Source organism: Parvularcula lutaonensis (assembly GCF_014651915.1).
Classification (GTDB): domain Bacteria; phylum Pseudomonadota; class Alphaproteobacteria; order Caulobacterales; family Parvularculaceae; genus Parvularcula; species Parvularcula lutaonensis.
This window is the reverse complement of record NZ_BMXU01000001.1, coordinates 490,686-514,703: the sequence shown is the minus strand read 5'-3', so window position 1 is coordinate 514,703 and position 24,018 is coordinate 490,686. Positions and strand designations below refer to the sequence as shown.

At 62.8% G+C, this 24,018-nt stretch carries 26 protein-coding genes and 1 tRNA gene; 3 read left to right on the top strand and 24 right to left on the bottom strand.

The window, feature by feature from the left end; translation table 11 throughout:
• Positions 1–63 precede the first annotated feature (63 nt).
• A complete protein-coding gene (locus IE053_RS02360) occupies positions 64–1,788 on the top strand; it encodes a M28 family peptidase (protein WP_189571137.1) in 1,725 nt (574 codons plus the stop codon).
• Between the two features lie 122 nt (positions 1,789–1,910).
• Positions 1,911–2,900 carry a cobaltochelatase subunit CobS gene (gene cobS, locus IE053_RS02355; RefSeq protein ID WP_189571133.1) on the top strand — a complete coding sequence of 330 codons (990 nt, stop codon included), beginning with the start codon at positions 1,911–1,913 and terminating at the stop codon, positions 2,898–2,900.
• Between the two features lie 51 nt (positions 2,901–2,951).
• On the opposite strand, the gene IE053_RS02350 is transcribed toward cobS, so the two are convergent.
• From IE053_RS02350 to glyA, 8 genes are all read right to left on the bottom strand, one after another.
• Entirely contained in the window at positions 2,952–5,702 is a 2,751-nt protein-coding gene (locus IE053_RS02350) for a phosphoenolpyruvate carboxylase (protein WP_189571130.1), read from the bottom strand.
• 162 nt (positions 5,703–5,864) lie between these two features.
• Positions 5,865–5,938, bottom strand: a tRNA-Arg gene (locus tag IE053_RS02345).
• 61 nt (positions 5,939–5,999) lie between these two features.
• Positions 6,000–6,320, bottom strand: a complete 321-nt coding sequence (locus IE053_RS02340; RefSeq protein ID WP_189571127.1) for a UrcA family protein — start codon at positions 6,318–6,320, stop codon at positions 6,000–6,002.
• A 225-nt stretch (positions 6,321–6,545) separates the two neighbouring features.
• Positions 6,546–7,457, bottom strand: a complete 912-nt coding sequence (thiL, locus tag IE053_RS02335) for a thiamine-phosphate kinase (protein ID WP_189571125.1) — start codon at positions 7,455–7,457, stop codon at positions 6,546–6,548.
• 5 nt (positions 7,458–7,462) lie between these two features.
• On the bottom strand, positions 7,463–7,951 hold the full coding sequence (nusB, locus tag IE053_RS02330; protein WP_189571122.1) for a transcription antitermination factor NusB: 489 nt from the start codon (positions 7,949–7,951) through the stop codon (positions 7,463–7,465).
• Entirely contained in the window at positions 7,948–8,397 is a 450-nt protein-coding gene (nrdR, locus tag IE053_RS02325; RefSeq protein WP_189571119.1) for a transcriptional regulator NrdR, read from the bottom strand. The genes nusB and nrdR overlap by 4 nt, the downstream gene beginning before the upstream one ends.
• Positions 8,398–8,467: 70 nt before the next feature.
• Positions 8,468–8,890 (bottom strand): YybH family protein, encoded by a 423-nt coding sequence (locus tag IE053_RS02320; RefSeq protein WP_189571117.1) that lies wholly within the window; start codon positions 8,888–8,890, stop codon positions 8,468–8,470.
• Positions 8,891–8,928: 38 nt separating this feature from the next.
• Positions 8,929–10,224, bottom strand: coding sequence for a serine hydroxymethyltransferase (gene glyA / locus IE053_RS02315; RefSeq protein WP_189571114.1), 1,296 nt, complete (start codon positions 10,222–10,224; stop codon positions 8,929–8,931).
• 269 nt (positions 10,225–10,493) lie between these two features.
• On the opposite strand from glyA, the gene IE053_RS02310 reads away from it, so the two are divergent.
• Positions 10,494–10,964: a Ros/MucR family transcriptional regulator gene (locus IE053_RS02310; protein WP_189571110.1), complete on the top strand. Its 471-nt coding sequence runs from the start codon at positions 10,494–10,496 to the stop codon at positions 10,962–10,964.
• A 68-nt stretch (positions 10,965–11,032) separates the two neighbouring features.
• Here the strand turns inward: IE053_RS02310 and tatC are convergent, their stop codons facing one another.
• The 16 genes from tatC to IE053_RS02230 form a co-directional block, all read right to left on the bottom strand.
• Entirely contained in the window at positions 11,033–11,869 is an 837-nt protein-coding gene (gene tatC / locus IE053_RS02305; RefSeq protein WP_189571108.1) for a twin-arginine translocase subunit TatC, read from the bottom strand.
• The gene (gene tatB / locus IE053_RS02300) at positions 11,862–12,278 is read right to left on the bottom strand and encodes a Sec-independent protein translocase protein TatB (protein ID WP_189571105.1); all 417 of its coding nucleotides are present in this window, start codon (positions 12,276–12,278) and stop codon (positions 11,862–11,864) included. The genes tatC and tatB overlap by 8 nt, the downstream gene beginning before the upstream one ends.
• Entirely contained in the window at positions 12,278–12,514 is a 237-nt protein-coding gene (tatA, locus tag IE053_RS02295; protein ID WP_189571102.1) for a twin-arginine translocase TatA/TatE family subunit, read from the bottom strand. The genes tatB and tatA overlap by 1 nt, the downstream gene beginning before the upstream one ends.
• Positions 12,515–12,575: 61 nt before the next feature.
• Positions 12,576–13,247 carry an SMC-Scp complex subunit ScpB gene (gene scpB, locus IE053_RS02290; RefSeq protein ID WP_189571099.1) on the bottom strand — a complete coding sequence of 224 codons (672 nt, stop codon included), beginning with the start codon at positions 13,245–13,247 and terminating at the stop codon, positions 12,576–12,578.
• Positions 13,244–14,017, bottom strand: coding sequence for a segregation and condensation protein A (locus tag IE053_RS02285; RefSeq protein ID WP_189571096.1), 774 nt, complete (start codon positions 14,015–14,017; stop codon positions 13,244–13,246). The genes scpB and IE053_RS02285 overlap by 4 nt, the downstream gene beginning before the upstream one ends.
• Before the next feature lie 60 nt (positions 14,018–14,077).
• Complete coding sequence (locus IE053_RS02280; RefSeq protein WP_189571093.1) at positions 14,078–14,926, bottom strand: SPOR domain-containing protein; 849 nt, start codon at positions 14,924–14,926, stop codon at positions 14,078–14,080.
• 62 nt (positions 14,927–14,988) lie between these two features.
• Positions 14,989–16,191, bottom strand: a complete 1,203-nt coding sequence (locus IE053_RS02275; protein ID WP_373302861.1) for a deoxyguanosinetriphosphate triphosphohydrolase — start codon at positions 16,189–16,191, stop codon at positions 14,989–14,991.
• 60 nt (positions 16,192–16,251) lie between these two features.
• Positions 16,252–17,376: an acyltransferase family protein gene (locus IE053_RS02270; protein ID WP_189571087.1), complete on the bottom strand. Its 1,125-nt coding sequence runs from the start codon at positions 17,374–17,376 to the stop codon at positions 16,252–16,254.
• Between the two features lie 61 nt (positions 17,377–17,437).
• Positions 17,438–17,842 carry a response regulator gene (locus tag IE053_RS02265; RefSeq protein WP_189571084.1) on the bottom strand — a complete coding sequence of 135 codons (405 nt, stop codon included), beginning with the start codon at positions 17,840–17,842 and terminating at the stop codon, positions 17,438–17,440.
• A 131-nt stretch (positions 17,843–17,973) separates the two neighbouring features.
• Entirely contained in the window at positions 17,974–18,825 is an 852-nt protein-coding gene (locus tag IE053_RS02260; RefSeq protein ID WP_189571080.1) for a CheR family methyltransferase, read from the bottom strand.
• 14 nt (positions 18,826–18,839) lie between these two features.
• Positions 18,840–19,307 carry a chemotaxis protein CheW gene (locus IE053_RS02255; protein WP_189571077.1) on the bottom strand — a complete coding sequence of 156 codons (468 nt, stop codon included), beginning with the start codon at positions 19,305–19,307 and terminating at the stop codon, positions 18,840–18,842.
• Complete coding sequence (locus IE053_RS02250) at positions 19,300–21,687, bottom strand: chemotaxis protein CheA (protein WP_189571075.1); 2,388 nt, start codon at positions 21,685–21,687, stop codon at positions 19,300–19,302. Before IE053_RS02250 ends, IE053_RS02255 begins: the two co-directional genes overlap by 8 nt.
• A 9-nt stretch (positions 21,688–21,696) precedes the next feature.
• Positions 21,697–22,062 carry a response regulator gene (locus IE053_RS02245; RefSeq protein ID WP_189571072.1) on the bottom strand — a complete coding sequence of 122 codons (366 nt, stop codon included), beginning with the start codon at positions 22,060–22,062 and terminating at the stop codon, positions 21,697–21,699.
• Positions 22,052–22,366 carry an STAS domain-containing protein gene (locus IE053_RS02240; protein ID WP_189571069.1) on the bottom strand — a complete coding sequence of 105 codons (315 nt, stop codon included), beginning with the start codon at positions 22,364–22,366 and terminating at the stop codon, positions 22,052–22,054. The genes IE053_RS02245 and IE053_RS02240 overlap by 11 nt, the downstream gene beginning before the upstream one ends.
• 90 nt (positions 22,367–22,456) lie before the next feature.
• Positions 22,457–22,960 carry a chemotaxis protein CheD gene (locus IE053_RS02235; protein ID WP_189571066.1) on the bottom strand — a complete coding sequence of 168 codons (504 nt, stop codon included), beginning with the start codon at positions 22,958–22,960 and terminating at the stop codon, positions 22,457–22,459.
• Positions 22,957–24,003, bottom strand: coding sequence for a protein-glutamate methylesterase/protein-glutamine glutaminase (locus IE053_RS02230; RefSeq protein ID WP_229786026.1), 1,047 nt, complete (start codon positions 24,001–24,003; stop codon positions 22,957–22,959). The genes IE053_RS02235 and IE053_RS02230 overlap by 4 nt, the downstream gene beginning before the upstream one ends.
• Positions 24,004–24,018: the final 15 nt, after the last annotated feature.

The window sequence follows — 24,018 nt, the reverse complement described above, 5'->3', positions numbered from 1 at the left end:
CCCGCTTGTTCCCGAGGCCAGGCGCGATTATCCAGCAAATTAAGCAAGAGATGAGCAGAATTCATGTTCAAGACAAAGGCGCTTCTAGGCATAACTGTTATCGCCCTCCTTGGGTGCGGCGGCAGCGAGCGGACGGACGCGGACACCACGGCCGCGCCTCAGGCCCAGGCCGCTTCCGAAGACCCGATGGAGGCGCTTGGCCCGGTTTCCGAAGAGGTCCTGAAGCGCCATGTTCTCACCCTGGCCGATGACAGCTTCGAGGGTCGCGCACCGGGCACGCCCGGCGGCAAGAAGACCCGTGAGTACCTCGTCTCGGAGATGGAGCGCCTCGGTCTCGAGCCGATCGGCGACAGCTTCGAGCACCCGGTGACGCTGGTCAGCAGGACCCTCGACCCAAGCCGGTCATCGGCACGGTTCAACTACTCCGACACGCTCAGCGATCCGCTCGAATACGGACCGGAAGCTGTCTACTGGACCAAGCGCGATGACCCCGAGCTTTCGATCGAGGACTCCGAAGTCATCTTCGTCGGCCACGGCGTCGTGGCGCCGGAGTATGGCTGGGACGATTATGCAGGGCTCGATGCCACCGGAAAGACGGTGGTCATGCTCATCAACGATCCGGGCTTCCGCCAGCAGGGCGAGGATTTCGGCGGCAACGCCATGACCTATTACGGTCGCTGGACCTACAAGTTCGAAGAAGCCGCGCGCCAGGGCGCAGCGGCGGCCATCATCATTCACCAGGCCGCTCCCGCAGCCTATGGCTGGGGCGTCGTGGAAGGCTCATGGTCGGGCCCGCAGCTCAACCTGCCGCGCAACCCGAACGACACGGCTCCCGTCATGCTCGAGGGCTGGATCACCGAGGAACAGGCCGAGCAGCTGTTCGAGCAGGCAGGCATGGATCTCGAGGGCATGGAAGAGCAGGCCACCATGGCCGGCTTCACGCCCGTGCCGATTGGAGAGATCACCTTCTCCGCCAACCTGACCCAGAGCCTCGAAGAGACCGAAAGCGCCAATGTCGCGGGTGTCCTGCCCGGCACCGACAGGCCTGACGAATACGTGATCTATACCGCGCACTGGGACCATCTGGGCGTTGACGAGGCGATGCAGGCAAATGGCAAAGACGGAATCTATAACGGCGCCGTTGACAACGCGACGGGCACGGGCGGCATCCTCGCCATCGCCGAGACCTATGCCGATGCAGGCTACCGCCCTTCGCGCTCCCAGATCTTCCTCGCCGTGACGGCGGAAGAATCGGGCCTCCTTGGCTCCAAAGCCTTCGCGGAGAACCCGCCGGTTCCGCTCTCTTCGATCGTCGGCGGCATCAATATCGACGCCATCCTGCCCACGGGTCCCGCCAACGACCTCACCGTCGTCGGCTATGGCTCCTCGGAGCTCGAGGACATCCTGGCTGAGGTAGCAGGCCGGAAAGGCAAGGTCCTCCGCCCCGACCCGACGCCCGAGCGCGGTTACTTCTACCGCTCTGACCACGTCGAGTTCGCGAAACGCGGTGTCCCGATGCTCTATGTCGACAACGGCGTAGACCTGATCGAAGGCGGCGAAGAGGCCGGCAATGCGGCTGGCGACGCCTACACCTCCGGCCCGTACCACAACGTCACCGACGAGGTGGACCACCCCTCGACCTGGCGCTGGGACGGCATGACGGAGCTCCTGACGATCCTCCGCGACACCGGCCTCGAGATCGCCAACACCGAAGGCTATCCAAACTGGTACGAAGGCAACGAGTTCCGCGCCATCCGCGACGAGCAGATGGCAGCGTCAGGCAAATAGGCGAGGATTGCTGCGGCGCAAAGGCGCCCTAGACTTTCCGGGCTAGCCCTGAGACACGGCGGGGAGCAATTTCCCCGCCGTGAGCCGCCGCGGCGGCCCATAGACCCAGTCAAGGAGTGCGTATGAGCGAGCGTTCGGACGTCGACCCCTCCCGCCAGCCGGATACCACGGTGTCCGTGGCCGAGACCTTCGGCATCAAGTCGAACATGCAGGTCCCTGCCTTCTCCGAAGGCGGAGAGCACGTGCCCGAGCGCGATCCCTCTTACCGCTTCGATCCGCAGACGACCCTCGCGATCCTCGCGGGCTTCGCCCACAACCGCCGCGTGATGGTCCAGGGCTATCACGGCACGGGCAAGTCGACCCACATCGAGCAGGTCGCCTCGCGCCTCAACTGGCCCTGTGTACGGATCAACCTCGACAGCCACGTCAGCCGCATCGACATGATCGGCAAGGACGCGATCACGATCCAGGACGGCAAGCAGATCACCTCGTTCAAGGAAGGCATCCTCCCGTGGGCGTTCCAACGCCCCGTCGCCCTCGTCTTCGACGAATACGATGCTGGCCGCCCGGATGTGATGTTCGTGATCCAGCGCGTGCTCGAGGCCGAGGGCAAGCTGACGCTCCTCGACCAGAACAAGGTCCTGAAGCCGCATCCGAGCTTCCGCCTCTTCGCAACGACCAACACGATCGGCCTTGGGGATACCACGGGACTTTATCACGGCACGCAGCAGATCAACCAGGGTCAGATGGACCGCTGGTCGATCGTCACGACATTGAACTATCTTCCGCACGAGGAAGAAATGGAAATTGTCGCGAGCAAGCTGAAAAGCTACCAGACCGAAGAAGGCCGCAAGACCCTCGACGCCATGGTCCGGGTTGCCGACATGACCCGCAACGCCCTCATGGCTGGTGACATCTCCACCGTGATGAGCCCACGGACTGTGATTACCTGGGCCCAGAACGCCGAGATCTTCGGCGACATCGGCTACGCGTTCCGGGTGACGTTCCTGAACAAATGCGACGAGCTGGAGCGTCCTCTGGTCGCTGAATTCTACCAACGCGCCTTCGGCGAAGACCTCCCCGAAGCGAGCCACCTTATCGACATCGCTTAGGCGGATGACGCGCGCAGCGGCACCTCTCCCGTGGGGGAGAGGTGATGCGGCCTAGCCATGGGCCCCGAAATGGTGGGCAATCGCGAGGCTGATCCTGCGGCATTGCTCGAAGCTGCGCTCCAGCGGCGCGATGGTTTCGCGCTCGATGACATCGTAGCCAGTTTCCGCATCCGTCTCGTCGGCAGGCTCGTCAACGAGCTTCTGGATCATGTCCTCCTTGCGCTGCGGAAAGCCCTCACGCAGCTGTTCTACCGCACGCGGAACATCGAGGGCGAGGATCTCGTCCATCACCTCCGGCCGGGAAAAACCGCCTGCCCGCACGAAGCTCGGAAGTCGCGCGCCCAGCAGGAACATGTGCTGCATCAGGGCCAGCCGTAGCGCGTGCAACAGGTCGAGATTGGCAGGCGCCGGACCGAGCTTGTCGAAGCCCATGCTCTTCAGTCCGCGCTTCAGCTTGATCGCGCCGGGCCGCAGCCGGGCCGCAAGCTCCAGCGCAGCAAAATAGCGCTTGTCGCCGACGAGATGCGTCGCAAGATCGGCGCAGGCTTTCTCGAGCTCCGGTTCCCTGCCCGAGATCGGCCGCGTCGCCCAGAAGCTGCCGTCATAGAGTTTCATATAGGCGATCAGCGTCTTCATGTCGGACAGCTCTGCCGCCCGCTCGACAAGGCGCATCAGCCTCTGGAAGCGGTCCGAGTTTCTCGCGAGCTCCGTATACGCCTCGGGCTCGGTCCCGATCGCCTCGCCCACGCCCGCGTGAATGTTCGCGACATAGCCGATCTGCTGCAGGCTGCCATTGTGCGAGATGGCACGGATGCGGCGGAGGCTCAGCTCCTCCTCGCCCGGACGTTCGAACTGTCGCTTGGTCTTCCGCGACCCAGCGGGCGGAAGGAGCGCCAGCCCCGGCCCCATCGCGACCTGCGTCATCGATTCCTGATGGAAAAGGTCGATCTGCTGCTGGCGGATCGAGTTGTAGAAATCGAGGCTCGCTTCGGTGTTCTTGTAGAAAGGATCAGTTGACGGATCACCGATACAGCTTTCCGCCTTGATGAGGCCCGCAACAATGGCCTCGGCAGCCTCAGGCGAGGCAAACCAGCTGTAGCCGTCACCGCCCTGGAAGCTGATCTCATGGCAAAGCCGGATCCCCGCCTTGCCGAAGGTGTCCCGTGCGAAGGGCGACAGCACGTATCGGCTGCGATCGAGGATCGAGGCCGGATGGCCGCCCCGGCCCATGCTTTCGCCATGGGTGTTGAAGATCACCGCGTCGAGATGATCGAGCCCCTGCGACCGCATCTCGCGGGCAAGCTGCACCTGGAGCCGCTCGATCGCCAGCGTCGCCGGGACCTGTCCCATGAACCGTCCGGCATCGGAGAATCCGGCTTCGATGGCGATCCGGCCACGCAGCTCCGCCTGTTCGCGGAATGCCGGCTGCGCCAGCAGCACGTTCAGGATCCTGCGCGAGCGGTCAAAGCTCTTGGCGGTTTCAAAAAGCGGGCATATATCGAGATGGTTCTCAGTCCCATAGCGCCGCGCCATGTAGATCGCCGTCAGCACCGTCACCGGGTTTTCGCATTCCGCGATCAGCAGGCGGATCGGCGTGTCTGCATCGATGTGCTTGATAATCTGCGCCGCGGTGATGGCGATCCTGCGCGCCGAAGAGGTCTCCTGCGCGAGGCTGGCGAAGTTCACGCGCACCGGCTTCACATTGGCGGCAGCCTCATTCACCGCGTGCAACACCGTATGGCCAAAAAGGTCCGCATCCCGAGCAATCGGGATCAGGGAGCGCGTCGCGTTCCTGATCTGCGAGGCGTTGAGCCGGAAATGGATCTCGCCGACGCCAAGACCCCTCGCCTTCATCAGCGAAGCGACGCCGAGGATCCGTATCGCGTCATCAGCTTCTACCGTCCTGGCGATGTCCCGAAGCTCTTCGATCACCGGCGCCAGCGAAACCAGCCTGTCCGGTCCGTCCGCAGTCAGCCGGTTGGCCGCTTCGGCGACGGCCTCGGGTGATCCGACAATATCGTCGCTGGCGAAGCCGTCAGCCTCGAGCCGGGCACGGTCATGGGCTCGGTTCAGGCGCGCGGCGATGTCACCGCAGCCAGGCAAGTCTTCAAGACGGCGGACATAGTCAGCCAGCGCCTCGGTCTTCTCGAGCAAGCGGTGACGGAAGATCCGTGTCCAACCGATATCCTGCCTGCCATCAAGGTCATAGCCGACCCAGGTCGCGAGACTCACCGGAATGGGAAGCAGCGAACGGAACCCGTCACCGAAGCGCTCCCGAGCGATCTTCAGAATTTCTTCGGAAGCCCTGCTCGTCGCGTCGGCGGCTGAGGCCAGCGCGCGGAGAGCCTCACGGTGTTCGTCCTCGAGGGTGATCCGCTTCCGAATTTTCGTGGCCTCGACCAAGGGCGCAAGGCCGCGGAGCGCTGCGCCGCCTTTCTCGGTCATCGCGAAGGTGGGGTGGCCGGTGAAGACAATGGTCTCCAGCGGCTTTTCAGTCCTCTCGCGCAGGGTCTCCAGATCGTCGGCGCCTTCGGCAAGCAGCTTGATTGCGTCGACCAGCTTCCCTCCTGCGGCGAGATAGGCCCTGCCTTTCTCGGCGCGGGCGGCGGCAGCTTCCTCGGCCAGCGCTTCGATCATCCTCTCGGTATCGTCGAGGCTCAGCTCGCCCGCCTCGATGGCGCGGGAAAGGTCGTGGCCTAGCCGACGAACCGGGTTGGCCAACGGGTCGTCTTCCAGCCGTCCGCGAAGCTCTTGCAGCCGCTTCTTCAGCTCGGACAGCTTGGCATGGGCGCGGTCAGTCATGGGCCTCTCCGATAGAATCGTCTCCGCCTTTCAGCAGGTGCAGCATGAAGAAGCAAAGAGCGAAGACTGCTAACGATAGCGTGAGGTCAACGGCCGCGCCGTTGGAGGCGTGGGACACAAGAACCGCCTCCAACAACCAAGCGATAGGACAGAAGGAAAACGTGTCCCCTGCAGGACTCGAACCTGCTACCTACAGATTAGGAATCTGTCGCTCTATCCTGATGAGCTAAGGGGACGCGGCTCCCGCATAGCGCAGGAGGAGCGCGGCGTCACCCTATTACCTGACCGACAGGAGGGCTATCGGTTATCCGCGTTGCCATCCCTTTCGGCATAACGGACGGCAGCCCCCGTATGCAGACGGTCGATCCGGGGGTGGTTGATGTCGACGACCAGTTGGTCCATCAGGTCCGCCGTACACTCACGATCGACCCAGTGAAGACGGCCCGTGGTCTTGCGGCAGACCCGGTCCACCGCCCGCTCGAAATTCTTGTAGACCTGCTCGGCACCTTTGTTGTGTTCGAGCATCCAGGTGTCCACCGTCACGGCGACGTCCTGGGCCGAGGCGCTGGCGACCATGAAGGCGGCGGAAGCAATGGCGGGAAGGATTGGTTTTTGCACGGTTGATTTCCCTGTATCGGGACCTCCGGGCAGAGGTCGAGCTTGAGCCAAGCGATAGGGAATTCGTCCGTCATTGCCGGGCGAACCCCGCATCGCGCGAGAAACTCACCCCAAACAATGGTGCCGGTCTGAGACCGGTCGTTTTATCGTTTATCAGCATATGGCGAGAGGCCTCGCCTGCGCAAGGGGCAGGACAGCAATGTGTCCTCCCTGTCATTTCAGTGTTCAACGACCGAAATGGTCCCACCCGGAGCGCTTCAGCTCCATCGGCTCCCCGTTGGCACCAAGCACGATTACCCCTTCGCCTTCCACCGCCCTGCCAATCGCCGTGAAGCTGCCGCGCAGCGCCTTCGCAGCATCGGCAGGCGCGAGGATCAGGCTCTGGTAGTCGTCGCCAGCTGTGAGGAGCTCGGCCAGCCTGCCCTGTGCCCTTGCTTTCCGTCCGGCATCGGACAAAGGCACCTGGCTTGCGTCGATGATGATCTGCACACCGCTCTCTTCAGCGAGGTGTCCGGCATCCGCCACCAGCCCGTCCGAGACATCAAGCGACGCCGTGGCATGGTCGGCGATCAGGCGCTCGACGCCAAACGGCACTCGCGGCACGCGGTAAGGCATCGCCGCGGCATCGTCGGCTGGCGGAGACAGCTTCGCCGCTTCAAGCCCCAGCAAACCGTCGCCAATGGTCCCCGACACATAGACAAGGTCACCTGCCTGTCCGCCACTGCGCAGGATCCTGCGGTCCGAGACAGGCATTCCGAACATCGTGACACTGACAAGCAGCCGATCCCCTGCCGTGGTGTCACCACCCAAGAGCTTCAGGCCCGTCTCCCGCTGCTCGAGCTCGAGCCCGGCGCAGAAATCGGCAAAAGCGCTCTCGGTACGGCTCTTTGGCCAGACAAGCCCCAGCAGGTAGGCTTCAGGCGTCGCGCCCTTGGCGATCACGTCGGACTGGTTCACCCGCAGCGCCTTGCGCGCAACGAGATCGACCGGGTCGGAGGAAAGGAAATGGACACCCTCGACAAGGACGTCCTTCGTCAGCACACGGTCATAGGAATAGGCGGCGTCGTCCTTGAGGCCCTCCGCCCCCTCCCCCGCCAGTGGCGCGAGAAAGCGGGCGATGCGCTCGAACTCGCCCACGGGCCCTACGCGAACTCTTCCGCGCGCGCCTCGCGGCCACAGGCTTCGAGCAGGCCGTTGATGAATTTCGGCTCCTGCTCGCCCTCGCCGAAGAAGTCGTTGGCGATCTCGACATACTCGTCGATCACCACCTTGGCCGGTACATCGGGTCTACGGATCATCTCGAAGGCGCCGCAGCGCAGGATGGCACGCGCAGTGCTGTCGATCCGCTTCAGGCTCCAGCCTTCGCGCAGGTTCCGGTCGATCAGGCGGTCAATCGGGCGCTGCGCCTCGACCACACCGCGGGTCAGGTCGACGAAAAACTCGTCGTCAGCCTCGCGGATTGCCACGCCGTCGAGCTCACTTCCGAGGCGGTGGTTCAGGAACTCGCGCACGGTCGCGTCCACGCCCTGCCCCGAATGCTCCATCTGATAAAGCGCCTGCACGGCACCGAGCCGCGCCAGCGTCCGCGCCTCACGGCGGGATTTGGCGTAGTCTTTGGTTTTCTCGTTCACTTGTTCATCTCACGGAGGAAGCCTTCGAAGTCCTTGGCCTCGCGGAAGTTCTTGTAGACACTCGCGTAGCGGACGAAGGCGACGTCATCGATATCCTTGAGCGCGGCCATGACGTGGGAGCCGATGGTGCTCGAGGAGATTTCGGTCTCGCCGGATTGCTCCAGCGTACGGACGATCTGGCTGACTGTCCGATCAATCGTATCCTGGTCGATATCGCGCTTGCGAGTCGCGATCTGGATCGAACGCTGCAGCTTCTCGCGGTCGAAGGGCACCTTGCGCCCCGACGACTTCAGCACGACAAGCTCCCGCAGCTGCACCCGTTCGAAGGTCGTGAACCGCGCCTCGCAGGTGTTGCACAGCCGTCGGCGACGGATCGCGGCGCCGTCATCGGCAGGCCGGGAGTCCTTCACCTGGGTGTCTTCACCATTGCAGAAAGGGCAGCGCATCGCGCGGGAGATAGACTTTTCCAGAGGCGTTGGGAAGCCGCCTCCGGCCTAGCGTTCTGTCATTCAGGTCTCAGCTCGACGTGTGATCGTGGACGATGACCCACGACCCATCGATCTTGCGGAAAATCAGCGTGAACAGCCCGGTCGCATCGCCCTCTTCCGGTCGTTCAAGGTGGAACCGCCCGAACACCACGGCAGCGTCATCGCTCAGGACATCGACATCGAGGTCCTTGAAGCTGAGCGTCCCCATCTTCTCCGGCGTGCCGTAATTGCGCAGGTATCGCCCCAGTGTCTCGTCATAGCCGCGTTGGACGGAATTGCCTGAGGCGAACCGCAAGGCGTCGGTCTTCAGATACCCGTCCATGAAAGCCGGAATGTCGCCCCGGTTCCAGGCTTCGGCCTGGGCCGAAAGGACCGAGCGGATGGCTTCCTCGGGCTCCTCCGCATGTGCGAAGGAGAGAAGGACGATGGCGGCGGTCAGGATCAAGCGCATCGCAGGACCCTAGCCGCAGCTCTTCGCAGGAGAAAGGCTCAGCCCCCGTAGATCGGGAAGCGCGCCGTCAAAGCCTCGACCTCGACACGCACGGCGTTCTCGAGCTCGGTGGTATCACCGCCCTCGGCCAGCCCATCGAGCACCCTTGCGATCAGGCGTCCGGTCTCTTGGAATTCCGCAACGCCGAACCCGCGTGACGTGCCCGCGGGGGTCCCAAGGCGGATACCCGACGTCACCGTGGGTTTCTCGGGGTCATTCGGCACGCCGTTCTTGTTGCAGGTCATGCCTGCGCGTTCGAGCGCTTCTTCGGCCTCGTTGCCCTTCACACCCTTCGGTCGCAGGTCGACCAGGATCACGTGGCTGTCCGTGCCCCCCGAGACGACCGCGTAGCCCGCCTCCACGAGGACAGCCGAGAGCGCCTTGGCGTTCTCGATCACCTGCTTCGTGTAGATCTTGTATTCAGGCGTCAGGGCCTCACCGAAGGCCGCCGCCTTGCCTGCGATCACGTGCATCAGCGGACCACCCTGCAGGCCAGGGAAGAGCGCCGAGCGGAACTTCTTGGCCAGGTCCTTGTGGTTGGTGAGGATGATGCCGCCACGGGGACCGCGGAGCGTCTTGTGCGTCGTGGAGGTCACGGCATGGGCATGCGGGACCGGGGACGGATAGTGACCGCCTGCGACGAGGCCAGAGAAGTGCGCCATATCGACAAGGAAATACGCACCCACTTCATCAGCGATCTGACGGAAGGCCGCGAAATCGATAATCCGGCTGTAGGCGGAGCCACCTGCGATGATGAGCTGCGGCTTTTCTTCGAGCGCCTTTTTGCGGACCTCATCCATGTCGATGCGGTGGTCATCCTCGCGGACACCGTAATGGACGGCTTCGAACCATTTGCCTGACTGGTTGACCTTGGCGCCGTGGGTCAGGTGCCCACCGGCCGCGAGGTCGAGGCCCATGATCTTGTCGCCGGGTTTCAGCAGCGCCATGAAGACGGCCTGGTTGGCCTGGCTGCCGGAGTGCGGCTGCACGATCGCCTCTTCGCAGCCGAAGAGGCGCTTGGCCCGGTCGATGGCGAGCTGTTCGACCTGATCGACGAACTCACAGCCGCCGTAATAGCGGCGGCCCGGATAACCTTCCGCATACTTGTTGGTCAGGACCGAGCCCTGTGCATCGAGCACGGCCTGGCTGACAATGTTCTCTGAAGCGATCAGCTCGATCTGCCTTTGTTGCCGGTCCAGTTCCCGGTCGATCATCGCCTGGAGCTCGGGATCGGTTTCCGCGAGGCCGCGTTCAAAGGAGAATGGCTGGGCTGCAAGGGGTTCTGCAGTGGTCATCGGGACTTGAGCACCTTTCGTCGTCATGCGGTCCCTACGCCCGTCCGCCTTCATCTGGAAGGGGTCGCAACGTCTCAATTTTTGGCACCTGCGAACACTTCGCTGTCACCCAATTGAGTTTCAACAGTGCAGTACCTTTACGCGATTTTGTTCTTGGCAGGGCAGTCAAAGCTCTCTAAGCGCCCTAGATCAAAATGAGGCGTAATGAACAGGAATTCGTTCTACCTGTACGCAAAGCGCCCAAACAAATGACCCCTCAAGGACTTAAAATGACAGACAATACCACTCAGCAGGATGTCATCGACACCTCCGAAACTCTTGCGCTGACCACCGACATCGTCGCCGCTTTCGTCAGCAACAATTCGGTCCCTGCTGATCAACTCCAAGAGCTGCTGCAAAACACCTTTCAGACGCTGAGCAACCTCGGCGGCACCGCCAAGGAAGAAGAGGTCCAGCAGAAGCCGGCCGTTCCGGTGAAGAAGTCGATCACCGACGATTACCTGATCTGCCTCGAGGACGGTAAGAAGCTGAAAATGCTGAAACGCTACTTGCGCACGCAGTACAATCTCAGCCCCGAAGAATATCGCCGCAAATGGAACCTGCCGGCTGACTACCCGATGGTCGCTCCGAACTACGCCAAGCGCCGGTCGGAATTCGCCAAGCAAATCGGCCTCGGCACCCAAGGTGGCCGCAAGGCCGCGACCAAGCGCGGTGGCCGCAAGAAAGCCTCGGCCGCGTAAGGCAGTGCCCTGATCAGGCCAGCCGCCTCAGCTGCTGGCCGCTTTTAATTGAAAACAATCAAGCTGGTTCAACCAGCGCTTGTTTCAGGGGCCACTGGGCCCCTTTTTCTTTGCGTCCAGCGCACGCCCCAAATGGAGAGCTCGTAGAGAACCAGAATAGTCCCGCCGAGGGCGATCTGGCTCATCGGGTCCGGCGGCGTCAGGAAGGCGGCGACGAGGAAGATGATGACAATTGCATAGCGGCGGTTGCGCGACAGGAACTCCGCCGAGATCAGCCCCGCCTGCCCCAGCAGCATCAGCACCACCGGAAGCTGGAAGGCGAATCCGAACCCGACCATCAGCGCGATAGCGAGGCTCAGATACTCACCCACCTTCACGAAGAGATTGTAGTTCGCAGGCGCGCCCGCCTCGGTCCCCGCTTCGATACCGAGCGCGAAATCGAGCACCATGGGCAGGACCATGACGTGCACCAGCGCGATCCCCATCGCGAACAGCACGGGCATGGCGAAAAGGAACGGCAGCACCGCCCGCTTCTCCGACTTGTAAAGACCGGGCGCCACGAAGGCATAGATCTGCCAGGCCGTGATCGGGAAGGATGCCATGAGCGCCGCGAAGAAGCTCAGCTTGATCCGGCTGAAGAACAGCTCGAGCGGGGCGTAATTCAGGACCGCCGTCTCCTGTCCTGCCGCGGTCACAGCATTGACGAAGGGCAGCGTCAGCCAATTGTAGAGCGGCGCACTGACGAGGAAGCAGAGAACGAAGGCTGCTGCCAAAGCACCGACGATAATCATCAGCCGCGCGCGCAGTTCGATCAGGTGCTCCATCAGCGGCGCGCGGCTCTGCTCGATCTCGTCGGCACCGTCTCGCGCGTCGATAATGTCCGGTTGCGGAACGTTATCAGCCATGCGTGCCCTCGGACGTCTTCGCACCGGGTTCCGGCTCCGGGGCGCCATCGCTTCCGGCCTGCTCTTCCCCCTCATGCGGAGGATGCTCGTCATGGGGGTGCGGTCGCGAGGAGGCCACGCTGACAGCGCTGTTCACATCGCTTTCGAGGTCGCGGAAGGCTTTCTGGACGTCATCAGCACCCGCTGTTTTCTTCAGTTCCTCGATTTCCCTGCGCATCTCTTCCATCTCGGCTTCGCGCGCCATCTGGCTGATCCCTGCACGGAATTCATCGGCCAGGCGGCGGATCTTGCCCACCATCTTGCCGACGGAGTGGAGAAATTTGGGGAGGTCCTTCGGCCCGATTACCAGGAGGGCCAGCATGGCCAGCACCAGGATCTCCGGCAGGCCGAGCTGCGGAACGAGGCTCATTATTCAGCCTTCGTGCGCTCTTTCTCGTCGGTCGTCACCGGCTCGACGGGCTTCGATTCGAGCGACGAGGTCGCACCCGCAGGCTTCTCGTCATCGCTGTCGTCAGCGAGGCCCGAGCGGAAGGATTTGATGCCCTTCGCAAGGTCGCCCATCATCGAGGAAATGCGGCCTCGTCCCCCGAACAGGAGAAGCACCAGCACCAGAATTATCGCGATTTGCCACGGCCCGATCGCCATAGAGCCTCCTTAAGCACTCATCAGAGTGGACAAGGCCTCCTGCGCCGAAGGCCTACCGACATCAACCGTCGTAGCTGTCTTCGTCCTCGTCTTCGCCATCCACGGCATCCGTGGGGCGCGGGACGTCGAAGCCCGGCGGCAGGGTGCCCTCTAGCAGACCTTGGGCTTTCAAATCCTGAAGACCTGGCAAGTCTCCGATGGATTCGAGGTCGAAGTGCTCAAGGAAGGCCGGTGTCGTGCCGTAGAGCAACGGGCGGCCGGGCGCATCGCGGCGGCCCCGCATCTTGACCCAGCCAAGCTGCATGAGCTGGTCGAGGGATCCCTTGGACACGGACACACCGCGGACATCTTCGATATCCGCGCGGCTGCAGGGCTGGTGATAAGCAATGATCGCAAGGGTCTCGAGAGCCGGACGCGACAGCTTCCTTGTCGTCTCCTGAGTCGTAACCAAGACCTCGGCGCAGTCTTCGGCCGTCACGAATTGCCATCGGTTCGCCACCTTGCGCAGGTTGATGCCGCGGTCCTTGTAAAGCTCTTGGAGTTCCTCGAGCAGAGGCTTCACGGCGCCGCCAGGCACCCTGTCCGCAATGAGGTTTTCACTCAGCGGTTCAGGGGATGCGAAGAGCAGCGCCTCGATCCGGCGCAAGCGCTGGGCGTCGGCAATGGCCTCGTCCTGCAGGTCGAGCGGCGCCTCGGCCTCGTCGGCGGCTTCAATCGGCTGGAGTGCGTTCATTTTGCGGCCCTCACGAAGATCGGGTCGAAAGCTTGGTCCTGTCGCAGCGCGGCATGGCCGTCCCGGCCGGCCTCGAGCGCAGCGGTGAACGTCGAGGCGACAACCGAGCCACGCGGCGCGTCGAAGTCCCGCCGGCTCGATATCCCGGTCAGCTCGAACCAGTCATCGTTCTCGGTGAGCGCCGTCTTCAGCTCGTCCCGCGCCTCTTCGATACGGAACAGCGGGATCGGGTCGGCCCGCTTCTCGGGCGGCGCGGCGCGCAAGCGCTGGTTGGAGTAGGCCTGCAGCAGGTCGAAAAGCTCCGCCGCCGTGTGGGTCGTCCGGCGAATTTCCGTCCCGCGCACGCCTCGGGGGAAGATGTCCCGGCCAAGGAGCCGCCGCCCGGTCAGGGCCCGCGCGGCCTTCCGCATCGCGTCCAGCCTTTGCAGGCGGTGGGCGAGCAGCGCGGCGATTTCCTCGCCGGAGAGCTCTTCATCCCCCTCCTGCTTGGGAAGAAGCAGGCGCGTCTTGAGGTAGGTCAGCCAGCTCGCCATGACGAGATAGTCGGCGGCGAGTTGCAGGTTCCGTGACCGCGCCTCCTCGACGAACTCGATATATTGCTGGGCCAGTGCGAGAACCGAAATCTCGCGCAGATCCACTTTCTGGCGGTGGGCGAGATCCAGGAGCGCATCGAGCGGGCCTTCATAGCCTTCGAGGCGAAGGATCAGGGTTTCGGTCGGATCGCTCCGGCCGGCGTCTTCCTCGAAATCGGGAACCTGATCGTCGAACACGCTTTCTCTTTCAAATCAGCGGGAAGGATCAGCTAAGCCGAGTCGCCTCCCGCTGTCTCATTAAACTCCGCGAACCAGGCAGTCCTGACCACGGTTCTTGAGCTGCGCGCAGTAATTCTGTGCCGCGGCCTTGGAATCGAACGGGCCGATGCGGAGGCGGTGGTAAGTCCGCCCATTGACCTCGGCCACCTGCACGTCGGGCCTCTTGTCGGCGAGCAGCGTGCCCATGCGTCTCGAGAGGCTGTCGAAATGGTCGTAGGCGGCCTGCGTGGAGGGGAACGCACCGACCTGCACGACGTGGGTGCCTGCGAGGGCGGACACCGTGGTGGCGCTTGCCGCCTCGGTCGTCGCAGGGCGCTCCGGCGTCGTGGTCGCACGGATCGGGGTCTGGCGTTCGGCCGTGCGGGTTTGCAACTGGGCTGGAGCCGATGCCTGGGTAGCAGGCTTCTGGCTCGGTGGGGTGACGGGGCGCTCAGGCTCGGAGGTCTGGGTCATCGCGGTGACGACCGGATCATCGGCAGGCTCGTCCGCGCTCGCCAGCGTGCCCGATTGCGGCAACATGCTGCTCGGCGCGCCGGAATAGCCATCAAGGGCATCGCGCGCGGGGTCTTCCGAGGTCACGACCCGCGTATCGACGGCGCCGGACACCCGGTCATAGACCTCCTGCCGCGCCCCTTCACGGGTCACGTCGAGGGGAATGTCTTCGGCCACCGGCGAGGGATCCGCGGCCACGACCGGGAGCTGTTCGCTCGCCGCGATCGCAGACGCCTTGCCCTGGCGATAGGCGTAGAAGACCACGAGAATGAAAACCGCGACGAGGGTCGCGAGAATGGCGAGAATCGTGAAGCCGGACAGGCCGCCTTCGTCTTCTTCCAGAATGTCGTTCACATTGGCCACCGTGCTGGACATCGGGATTTCCTTTCCGCTCGGTTAAGGCTTTCGCGCGCCATTGGTAAAGACGCTGTTAACCATCAGATGAAACTTCGCGAGAGATCAAAGAGCCGCTTGTGCTCATGGATGGCATAACGGTCGGTCATGCCAGCAATGTAATCGCAGATGACGCGCTTGCGCTTCTGCATGCTTTCGCCCCTCTGCCGTTCGAACCACGCTGGCGGCAGGACCTCCGGCTCGTCCCGGAAGAGCACGAACAGGTCACGGACGATTCGCTTGGCCTGGCTGCGCACCTGGTTGACCTTGTAATGCCGGTAGACCCGCTCGAAGAGAAAGCCGCGCAAGACCTTGAGCTCCTCGGTCATCCCTTCCGAGAATGCAGCCGTCGCCCTGCCTGCAAGACGAATATCGTCCGCTGACTGAGGGTTGAGGGCCTCGAGTCGCGCCCGCGTCTCGCCCAGCACATCGGCGACCATCCGGCCGATCAGGCTCGATACCGCCTCGGCGATCTGCACCTCCCGCGGCTCGCCGGGCCAGTCCTTCTGCGCTGCATGGAGCGCCGGGCCGATGAGAGGCACGTCCATCGCTTCGTCAAAAGTGATGAGCCCTGCCCGCAGGCCATCGTCGCAATCGTGATTGTTATAGGCGATATCATCTGACAGCGCCGCAAGCTGTGCCTCGAGGCTCGGCCAGGCGTGCAGCCACAGATCGTGTTTCTCGGCATATTCCTCGATCGCCAGCGGCAGCGGCTTGTCCTTGGTCCGGTGCTCACCGATCAGCGGGCCGTTATGCTTCACGGTCCCTTCGAGCGCCTCCCAGGTCAGGTTCAGCCCCGGATAGGCCCCGTGCTGGCGCTCGAGCTTGGTCAGCAGACGGAGGGTCTGCGCATTGTGGTCGAAGCCCCCTGCCCCTTCCATCATCTCGATCAGGACATCCTCTCCGGTATGCCCGAAGGCCGGGTGGCCGAGGTCATGGCCCAGCGCAACGACTTCCGCGAGATCCTCGTCGAGTTTCAGGGTCCGGGCCATCGCCCGCGCGATCTGGCTGACTTCGAGGCTGTGGGTCAGCCGGGTGCGGTAGTGATCCCCCTCATGGAAGACGAAGACCTGCGTCTTGTGCTTCAGGCGGCGGAAGGCGACGGTGTGCAGGACCCGGTCGCGGTCGCGCTGGAATGGCGTCCGCCCGGAGCTTTCTTCTTCAGGATGAAGGCGCCCGCGCGTCGCCTCGGCCTTCGATGCGAAGGGCGCAAGGGGCGCGGGGAATGCGAGCGGCATAGATGGCATCTCTCAAGGGAAACACCCCACCTTCTCGATGATTCCATGCCCCCGGTCGAGGGAGCGTGCTCAGCTCGAAGGCTGAACTTTCGTTGAGGGCGCGATGAAGAAGGGCGGCTTGGCGCGCAACGACCGGAACGCGGCCTCCAGCGTCCGGTAGCTGACTTCCGAGATCACCCAGGTGATCGCGAACATGCCGATGAGGCCCAGCCACTTCGATTCGAAACCTGCGAGCTTCATCCCGACGGTCGCTATATGCAGCCCGATCAGGTGGTAGAGATACATCCCGTAGCTGATCTCCCCCACCCGCACGACCGGCGCGAAGTTCAGGAACGGCTTCAGGAGGTTCTCTTCGCGCACCAGAAGGCTGATGAGCATCGCCGTCATCGTCAGGTGGATCGCGAGGTTCGGCAGGCCCCTGAGGTCGGCTGGCGTCACCTGGAACATCACGAGCAGCGCGAGCCCAAGTGCCAGCGCCATCCATCGTTGCCCGAGGAAACGGCCCAAGACTTCGTAGGCGCCTTTCCGGTTGAGCAGGATTGCCGCCAGAGACCCCATCAGGATGGGTGCATAAGTAGCATTGGGCAGGGTCAGGATGAAAAGCCCCCTCTGATAGGGCTCCTCGGCGATGAAATCGAACGCGCCCATGATGATCAGCACGTTGACCGCGATCATGGCGAGTAGGAACGGCACGATCCACCGTGCCGGGATCAACACGAGAAGCAGCGGCCAGAGGACATAGTACTGCTCTTCCACCGACAGCGACCACGTCGGCGCCAGGAGCGGCGTATCGCCCTGCATGAAGTTCGACAGGAAGAGGTAGTAATAAGGCGCCCGTTCCAGCGCCTCGGCCTGTCCCTGCACGATCCCGTAATAGGCCGTCACCGCCGTCACGACGAAGAAATAGACAGGGATGATCCGCAGGAACCGGCGCCAGTAGAAACCGCGGAAGCTCACCCGCCCCTTGCGTTCCCGCTCACGCAGCAACAGCGTCGTAATGAGGAAACCGCTCAGCACAAAGAAGAAATCGACGCCCAGGAACCCTCGGCTGAACAGCTGCGTCAGGAAAGGCAGCTCGATCCCCGCATGGTGCCAGATCACTGCCGAGATGCAGAGAAAGCGAATCCCGTCGAGGTTCAGGAACCGCTTACGCGCCTTGTAGGTCTCGAAGCTGTCAAAGGCCGTCGCGGTCATCCGATGTCCCTTCGCGTCCGGGCAAGCTAGGCCAGACCCCCAGCCGGGACAATCGCGCCCGTTAGCTCGCTTTCGATGCCCCGAGCGGTCCGAACACGTCCTGGATCGCCTTGATGAGCTGCGGCGGCTCGAACGGCTTGAGTAGGTAGTTGTTCATCTTCAGGTGAACACCCTCTTCGAGGATCGTCCGGGTCGCCTTGCCGGTAATCAGGATAAAACCGACCTTCTGCGTCTTCGGGTTCTGGCGCAGTGCATAGAGCAGGTCGATGCCGGACATTTTCGGCATGTTATAGTCGGAGATCACGAGATGAGCCGGGTCCTCACGCATCATCGCGAGGGCCTGCTTGCCGTCCTCGGCATACCGGATGTTCTGGATACCCACGGACGCAAGCGTCTGCGTGATCAGCCCACGGCTGATCGACATGTCATCGACCACCAGAACTTTGAGCACTTTCGCCAGCGACATTTTCGGCTCTCTCCTGCCAAGGCCCCAGGGATGGGCCAGAATTACCCTTTAGCGACCGTGGGTTAATGCGAGCCTGACAGAGGCCGCAGAATTTCCGCGATCGGCTAACCAAAATGGCTCCGAACGGCCTCTCAGCCCTTCTTGCGATACGTCGTCAGACCCGCCGGTTCAAAGCGCTCCCGCGCCTTGCCGCCGATGCGTTCCGAGTGCCCTATGAATAACAGGCCGCCCGGCTTGAGGATGTTCGCATAGCGGTCCCAGAGGACCGACTTCGTCGCCTCGTCAAAATAAATGACGACATTACGGCAGAAGATCGCATCGAACTGCCCTGTCATTGGCCAGTGCTGCATCAGGTTCAGGACCTTGAACTGCGTGATCGCTCGCAGCTCGTCACCCACCACATAGCGGTCGGCATTCGGGCCCCACCCGGTCTGGAAGAAGCGCTGCCTCAGGCGCGGCTCTACCGGCGAGATGATATCCTTCTCATAGGCGCCCTTGGTCGCCTTCTCGACCACGTTTGAGTCGATGTCCGTGCCGAGGATCATCACGTCCCGCTTGCCAAGCTCCGGTGCCGCATCGAGAAGCGTGATGGCCAGCGAATAGGCCTCTTCCCCGGTGGAACAACCAGCAGACCAGACGCGGAAGCGCCCGCCCTTCTCGGTCTGCTCGAGGGCCTTCGGCACGAGCTCCTTCCGCGCCGTCTCAAAATGATGGGGCTCACGGAAGAAATGCGTGAGGTTCGTCGTCAGCGCATTGATCAGGTGCCCGCGCTCTTCGCGGCCTGCCCTGCTCTGTACGTGGAGGACGTAGTCGTAGAACGTCGTCATGCCGAGCGCGCGCAGGCGTCGCGCGAGCCTCGAATAGACGAGGTTCATCTTGGTATCCGGGATGAAGATGCCTGCGTCGTCGTAGATCATGCCCTTGATCTGACGGAAGTCTTCGTCCGTATACTCGAACTCTGGAGCGCGCGGATTGTGCAGCACGGAAGAACCGACCCTTAAGCGACCTGCGCCATTTGTTGCGGAAGGATCTGCTTGAGGTCGACGAACCGGATCATCTGCTCCTCGCGGGCGATGACGTTCTTGATGAAGGTCCGCGCCTCTTCAGAGCCGATATTCGGCGTAGGTTGAAGGTCGTCGGAGGTGATCGTCATGATGTCGGAGACGGCATCGACCAGAAGACCAAAAAGCTGCCCCTCCATCTGGGCCACGATAATGACGTTGCGCTCCGACGGCTCGGTCAGGCCAAAGCCGAGACGTGCGCCAAGGTCGATGATCGGCAGCACCGCGCCGCGCAGGTTGATAACGCCGCGGACATAGGACGGCGCGTGCGGAATACGCGTCGCCGGCGTCCAGCCGCGAATCTCGCGCACCGACATGATATCCACGCAGTACTCGTCTTCCTGCACCTTGAAGGCAATGACTTCCGTGTAGTGACGATTGGTCTCAAGCTCTTTGTCAGACACCGACAGCCTCCTTCATCTGGCCTGCCATCCCGATCGGCGCGCCGAGAGCGGAGCCGTCCTGGGTCAGGTCATTCACGTCGAGGATCAGGGCAATCTGGCCATCGCCGAGGATTGTCGCCGCGGCGACACCTTCAATCCGGCCGTAATTGTCCTGCAGTCCCTTGATCACCACCTGTCGCTGATCGACGATGTCGTCGACCGCGAAGGCGTATTGCCCGCCGTGGTCGTTTTCGACCAACAGCATCACCTTGCCCTCGTAGCTCTCGATCGGCTCGCGGTAGCCGAGCGAAAGCCCGATATCGAGGATCGGCACGAAGTTCCCGCGCACGAAGATGCACTTGCCCCCATCGCCGATATTCTGGATTTCGTCCGCCTCCGGGCGAAGGCTCTCGGCAATGGCGGAAAGCGGAACCACGACTGTCTGCCCGGCGACCTTGATGACCATGCCATCGAGAACCGCAAGGGTGAGCGGCAGGGAGATGGTGAAGACCGTTCCCTCGCCTGGAGTCGAGGACAGGCTGATCCTTCCGCCGAGCGAATTGATCTCGCGCTTGACAACATCCATGCCGACGCCGCGGCCGGACACCTGGCTGATCGTTGCCGCCGTGGAGAAGCCCGGTGCAAAGAGAAGCTGGTCGATCTCCGCATCGGTGAGCTGCGCACCCTCAGGCACGATGCCCTTCTCGATCGCCTTTTCGAGGACTTTGGGCCGGTTCACGCCGCCACCGTCATCTGTCACCGTCAGGACCACCTTGCCGGATTGGTGATCCGCAGACAGATGGATCGTTCCTGTTGGATCCTTGCCGGCCTCGATGCGCTTTTCGACATCTTCGATGCCGTGATCAACGGAGTTGCGGATCATGTGGGTCAGCGGCTCTGTCAGGCGTTCGATGACGGTCTTGTCGACCTCGGTCGTCTCGCCTTCCGTCACCAGGCGGACTTTCTTCCCGCAGACCTGGGCCGCTGACCGGGCGATCTGCCCCATGCGCATGAACATCGAGCGGACGGGCTCCGCCCGGATCGCCATCACGCTTTCCTGCAGCTCGCGGGTCAGTGCACGGAACTCATCGAGACCGGACGCCAGCGCGCGGTTCTCGTTATCAGCCAGCTTGTGCTGGTCCTCGACGGCCTGGCTCAACATCGACTGGCTGATGACCAGCTCGGAGACGAGGTTGATGAGGCGGTCGACACGGGAAAGCTCGACCCGAACGACAGGCTTCGGACCGCCTCCGGGCCGGGCAGCTTGCGCCACAACAGGCTTCTGCTCGACGGGCTTCGGCTGGTCGTTGGCGGGGGCGGGCTTCGCATCCGCCGCAACCTCGGAAGCCGCCACATCGGGCACGTCCTCAGGCTTCGGCAGAATGATCTGCGGCTCCGCGGCCTCTTCCTTCGCCTCGGTTTCAGACTCGCCCTCCGCCTCGGCAACCTTTGCAGGAGCTACGGTCTCTCCTGCCGCTCCATCCTCTGCCTCGAACTCGGCTTCGAAGTCGATGAAGACATCTGCTTCGGGCTCTTTCGCCACCGGCTCCTCGGACGCCAGCCCGATGCTCTCGCCGATGGACAGGACGCAGTCCTCTTCGACGAACTCGAAGATCTCTTCGACTGTCGAGGGGTTCACCGACGGATCGAGGCACACGGTCCATTCGAAATAGGCGCCTGTCGCGGATAGGTCATCAAAGGACGGCACGCGCGAGGCATCAAGCATCACCTCGGCATCGCCGAGATCGTGCAGCTCACGAATGAACGGCGCAGCATCATTACCGCGCGCGAAGAACGCATCCTTTGGCGCAAAGACGACGACCAGTTCCTTGCCCGCCCCAGCGTCTTCGGCAGCGGCAATCTCTTCCTCACTCGCTTCGAACTGGGCCAGGATATCCATCGGATCGGTCGCGGCCGCATCTGCCTCTGCCGCAGCATCGGCCTCGACCTCGAGGCCCAGGTCCGCCGCCAGCGAGACCGGCTTGAAAATCTCCGAGGGATCGAATTCCTCTTCCTTCGGATTGACCTCGTCGAACGCCTCCTCGACAGCCTTCACCTCGGCTTCGTCAGCAGGCGGACCGCCATTCTCGGCGAGGATAAGGCTCGCAAGACAGTCCTTGCCCCGCAGGAACAGCGCACAGAGGTCAGGACCCAGCTTCAGCGTCCCCGCCCGGACATGGTCCATCGCCGTCTCGAAGACATGGGCGCAATCCGTGATTGCGGACATGCCGAACGCCCCCGCGCCACCCTTTATCGAGTGGACCGCGCGGAAGGCGGAGTTCACCAGTTCCTCGTCTTCGACCCCTTGCTCTAGGGCAAGCAGGTCCGTCTCGAGCTTCTCGAGAAGCTCGTCGCATTCGAGGAAGAAGGTTTCCCTCAGTTCTGCGAGCGGATCGGACATATCCTCCGCCTACGCCGCAAGGCGTTTGACTGCAGAGATGAGACGCTCGTCGTGGAACGGCTTCGCCATCCAGCCCGAAGCACCGAGCGATCGGGCCTTGGTCTTGAGCTCTGGCGCCGTCTCCGACGAAATGACCAGGATCGGGGTCATCTTGAATCGTTCGTCAGCACGCACACCCTTGATGAAACCGAGGCCATCCATCACCGGCATGTTCATATCGGTGGTGATGACGTCCGGCTGCACCTCGGCCAGGCGTTTCAGCCCGTGCTGACCGTCTTCGGCCAGATGCACCTCGAAGCCCGCGTCCTTCAGGACATGCTCGATCATGGTACGGACAGTCAGGCTGTCTTCAACGGCTAGGATCTTAAGCGCCACCTGCGGCCTCCCCGTCGGTCTCGACACCTACCAGCGAGAGATCGAGACCGAGATCCGCTGCGCTGCCTGTGAAAGCCACCGAAGGGTCGATGACTTCGAAACTTTTACCCTCGTTCGTCCACGTCTTTGCTGCGGACACGAGGATCTGCCATGAGAGAACGCCGATCTGCTCGACCCTGGATGCATCGAGCACGAGCGTATTGCCGCGCTGCTTGGCAAGTTGCGCATAAAGATCAGGAGCGGCCCGCGACGCGAGCTTCGCATCAAGCGTGATCTGGCAATAGCCGACGCTCTCCTCGCTCATGCCCCAATTCCCTCATGCCCAAGTCACCGCACACCAGGCGGCGGATCTTCTCTCAGGGTGATCGTGTAGCGCACTGCAGTTACTTTGCTTTTAACCGCGCGGCGGAGCTGTGGCGCCTTCGATTGTCGTGATTTCGCAAAGACCTGTGGTCGGATAGAAGCGGACCCGCCGTGCATTGCTGCCGCCATAGTCTTTCTTGATGATCGGGATGCCAGCCTTGCGCAGCCATTCAAGGGCGAACTCGGTGTTCTCGGTCCCGATCGGCTGCATATTGGAGAGGAGATCCGCTCCCCCGGCGACAATGGCCTGCAGGCGGTGCTTCATGCAGCCCACGGCGCACAGGTTGTTGACGAGCAGCGGCAGCGAGACCTCGCCATAGCGCGTGTCGTCGCAATCCTCGCTCGGCGCCTTGGCGAGCAGGAAGTGGATCAGCCCACCCTTCATCGCCATCTTGTCCCACAGGCAGACCGCGATGCAGCTCCCCAGCAGGGTCGAGTAGACGACCGCTGAGTCGCCGCTCCACGCGATGCCTCCGACGCCAATAAGTGTCGGCGGGCGCCGTCCGGCGCGCGCGTAGTCTGAAACCGGCCTCATGACGCATCTCGCAGCGCCGGGGTCCTGCACGGATCAAGCAGGGACGCCGCGATTTTTCTCAGCGGCAGGGGCCGGTCGACGGCACCAAGCTCATAGGCGACCCGCGGCATGCCCCAGACCACGGAGGTTTCTTCATCCTGGGCCAGCGTCACACCCCCAGCCATCCTGATCGACAGCAGCCCATCGGCCCCGTCGCGCCCCATACCCGTCAGCAATGCCGCGACGCAGTGCTTCCCGACCACTTCTGCCGCGGACTTGAAAAGAACGTCTACGGATGGCCTGAAGCCATTTACGGGCGGCCGGTCCTCGAGAATGCAGATATCCGGGTCGCGGCGGCTGAGGCGCATATGCTCCCCGGCCGGAGCGATCAGGATCCTGCCCGGCTCGATCTTGGTCCCTCCGCGTGCGATCTGCACCGTCGGTGCACAAAGCGTGTTGAGCCGCTGCGCGAAGAGCGGGATGAACTTCTTCGGCATGTGCTGCACGATCATTGTCGGCGGGCAGTTCCGCGGAAACGATCGAAGCACCGAGACCAGAGCATCCACGCCCCCGGTGGACGCGCCAAGGAAAATACGCTTCTTCGGATTGATTTCGGAGCCAACCGAGCTGTCCCGATCGCTCGGGGCTTCTTCGGCACCCTGTTGCACCGCTTCCCGGATCTTGCCTGGAAGCGCGTCGAACAGCGACGCTCCCGCAGCCCCCGCGGGCTTGAACAGGCAATGCGCCGCACCGAGTTTCAGGGCAGAGACCTCGATCTCCTCCGCAGACTCCGTTTTCGACGTCACCACGACCACAGGCAGCGGACGCAGCCGCATCAGCTTCTCGAGAAAGGTCAGACCGTCCATGCGCGGCATCTCGATATCGAGTGTCACGACATCCGGGTTCAGGGTCTTGATTGCCTCGCGCGCACCATAGGCATCGCCGGCATATCCGACGACCTCGATACCCGGGTCCTTCTGCAGGGCGTGCGCCATCAACCCACGCATGGTGGCGCTGTCGTCGATGATCAGAACCCTGATCGCACTCTTTTTAACGGACGACACAGGCCGTGCCCCTTG

What these genes read in the sequence shown, in the direction of transcription:
- IE053_RS02360 (WP_189571137.1), top strand. Translation starts at nt 64, where the DNA reads ATGTTCAAGACAAAGGCGCTTCTAGGCATAACTGTTATCGCCCTCCTT.
- cobS (WP_189571133.1), top strand. Translation starts at nt 1,911, where the DNA reads ATGAGCGAGCGTTCGGACGTCGACCCCTCCCGCCAGCCGGATACCACG.
- IE053_RS02350 (WP_189571130.1), bottom strand. Translation starts at nt 5,702, where the DNA reads ATGACTGACCGCGCCCATGCCAAGCTGTCCGAGCTGAAGAAGCGGCTG.
- nrdR (WP_189571119.1), bottom strand. Translation starts at nt 8,397, where the DNA reads ATGCGCTGCCCTTTCTGCAATGGTGAAGACACCCAGGTGAAGGACTCC.
- IE053_RS02320 (WP_189571117.1), bottom strand. Translation starts at nt 8,890, where the DNA reads ATGCGCTTGATCCTGACCGCCGCCATCGTCCTTCTCTCCTTCGCACAT.
- glyA (WP_189571114.1), bottom strand. Translation starts at nt 10,224, where the DNA reads ATGACCACTGCAGAACCCCTTGCAGCCCAGCCATTCTCCTTTGAACGC.
- IE053_RS02310 (WP_189571110.1), top strand. Translation starts at nt 10,494, where the DNA reads ATGACAGACAATACCACTCAGCAGGATGTCATCGACACCTCCGAAACT.
- tatC (WP_189571108.1), bottom strand. Translation starts at nt 11,869, where the DNA reads ATGGCTGATAACGTTCCGCAACCGGACATTATCGACGCGCGAGACGGT.
- tatB (WP_189571105.1), bottom strand. Translation starts at nt 12,278, where the DNA reads ATGAGCCTCGTTCCGCAGCTCGGCCTGCCGGAGATCCTGGTGCTGGCC.
- tatA (WP_189571102.1), bottom strand. Translation starts at nt 12,514, where the DNA reads ATGGCGATCGGGCCGTGGCAAATCGCGATAATTCTGGTGCTGGTGCTT.
- scpB (WP_189571099.1), bottom strand. Translation starts at nt 13,247, where the DNA reads ATGAACGCACTCCAGCCGATTGAAGCCGCCGACGAGGCCGAGGCGCCG.
- IE053_RS02280 (WP_189571093.1), bottom strand. Translation starts at nt 14,926, where the DNA reads ATGTCCAGCACGGTGGCCAATGTGAACGACATTCTGGAAGAAGACGAA.
- IE053_RS02275 (WP_373302861.1), bottom strand. Translation starts at nt 16,191, where the DNA reads ATGCCATCTATGCCGCTCGCATTCCCCGCGCCCCTTGCGCCCTTCGCA.
- IE053_RS02270 (WP_189571087.1), bottom strand. Translation starts at nt 17,376, where the DNA reads ATGACCGCGACGGCCTTTGACAGCTTCGAGACCTACAAGGCGCGTAAG.
- IE053_RS02265 (WP_189571084.1), bottom strand. Translation starts at nt 17,842, where the DNA reads ATGTCGCTGGCGAAAGTGCTCAAAGTTCTGGTGGTCGATGACATGTCG.
- IE053_RS02250 (WP_189571075.1), bottom strand. Translation starts at nt 21,687, where the DNA reads ATGTCCGATCCGCTCGCAGAACTGAGGGAAACCTTCTTCCTCGAATGC.
- IE053_RS02240 (WP_189571069.1), bottom strand. Translation starts at nt 22,366, where the DNA reads ATGAGCGAGGAGAGCGTCGGCTATTGCCAGATCACGCTTGATGCGAAG.
- IE053_RS02235 (WP_189571066.1), bottom strand. Translation starts at nt 22,960, where the DNA reads ATGAGGCCGGTTTCAGACTACGCGCGCGCCGGACGGCGCCCGCCGACA.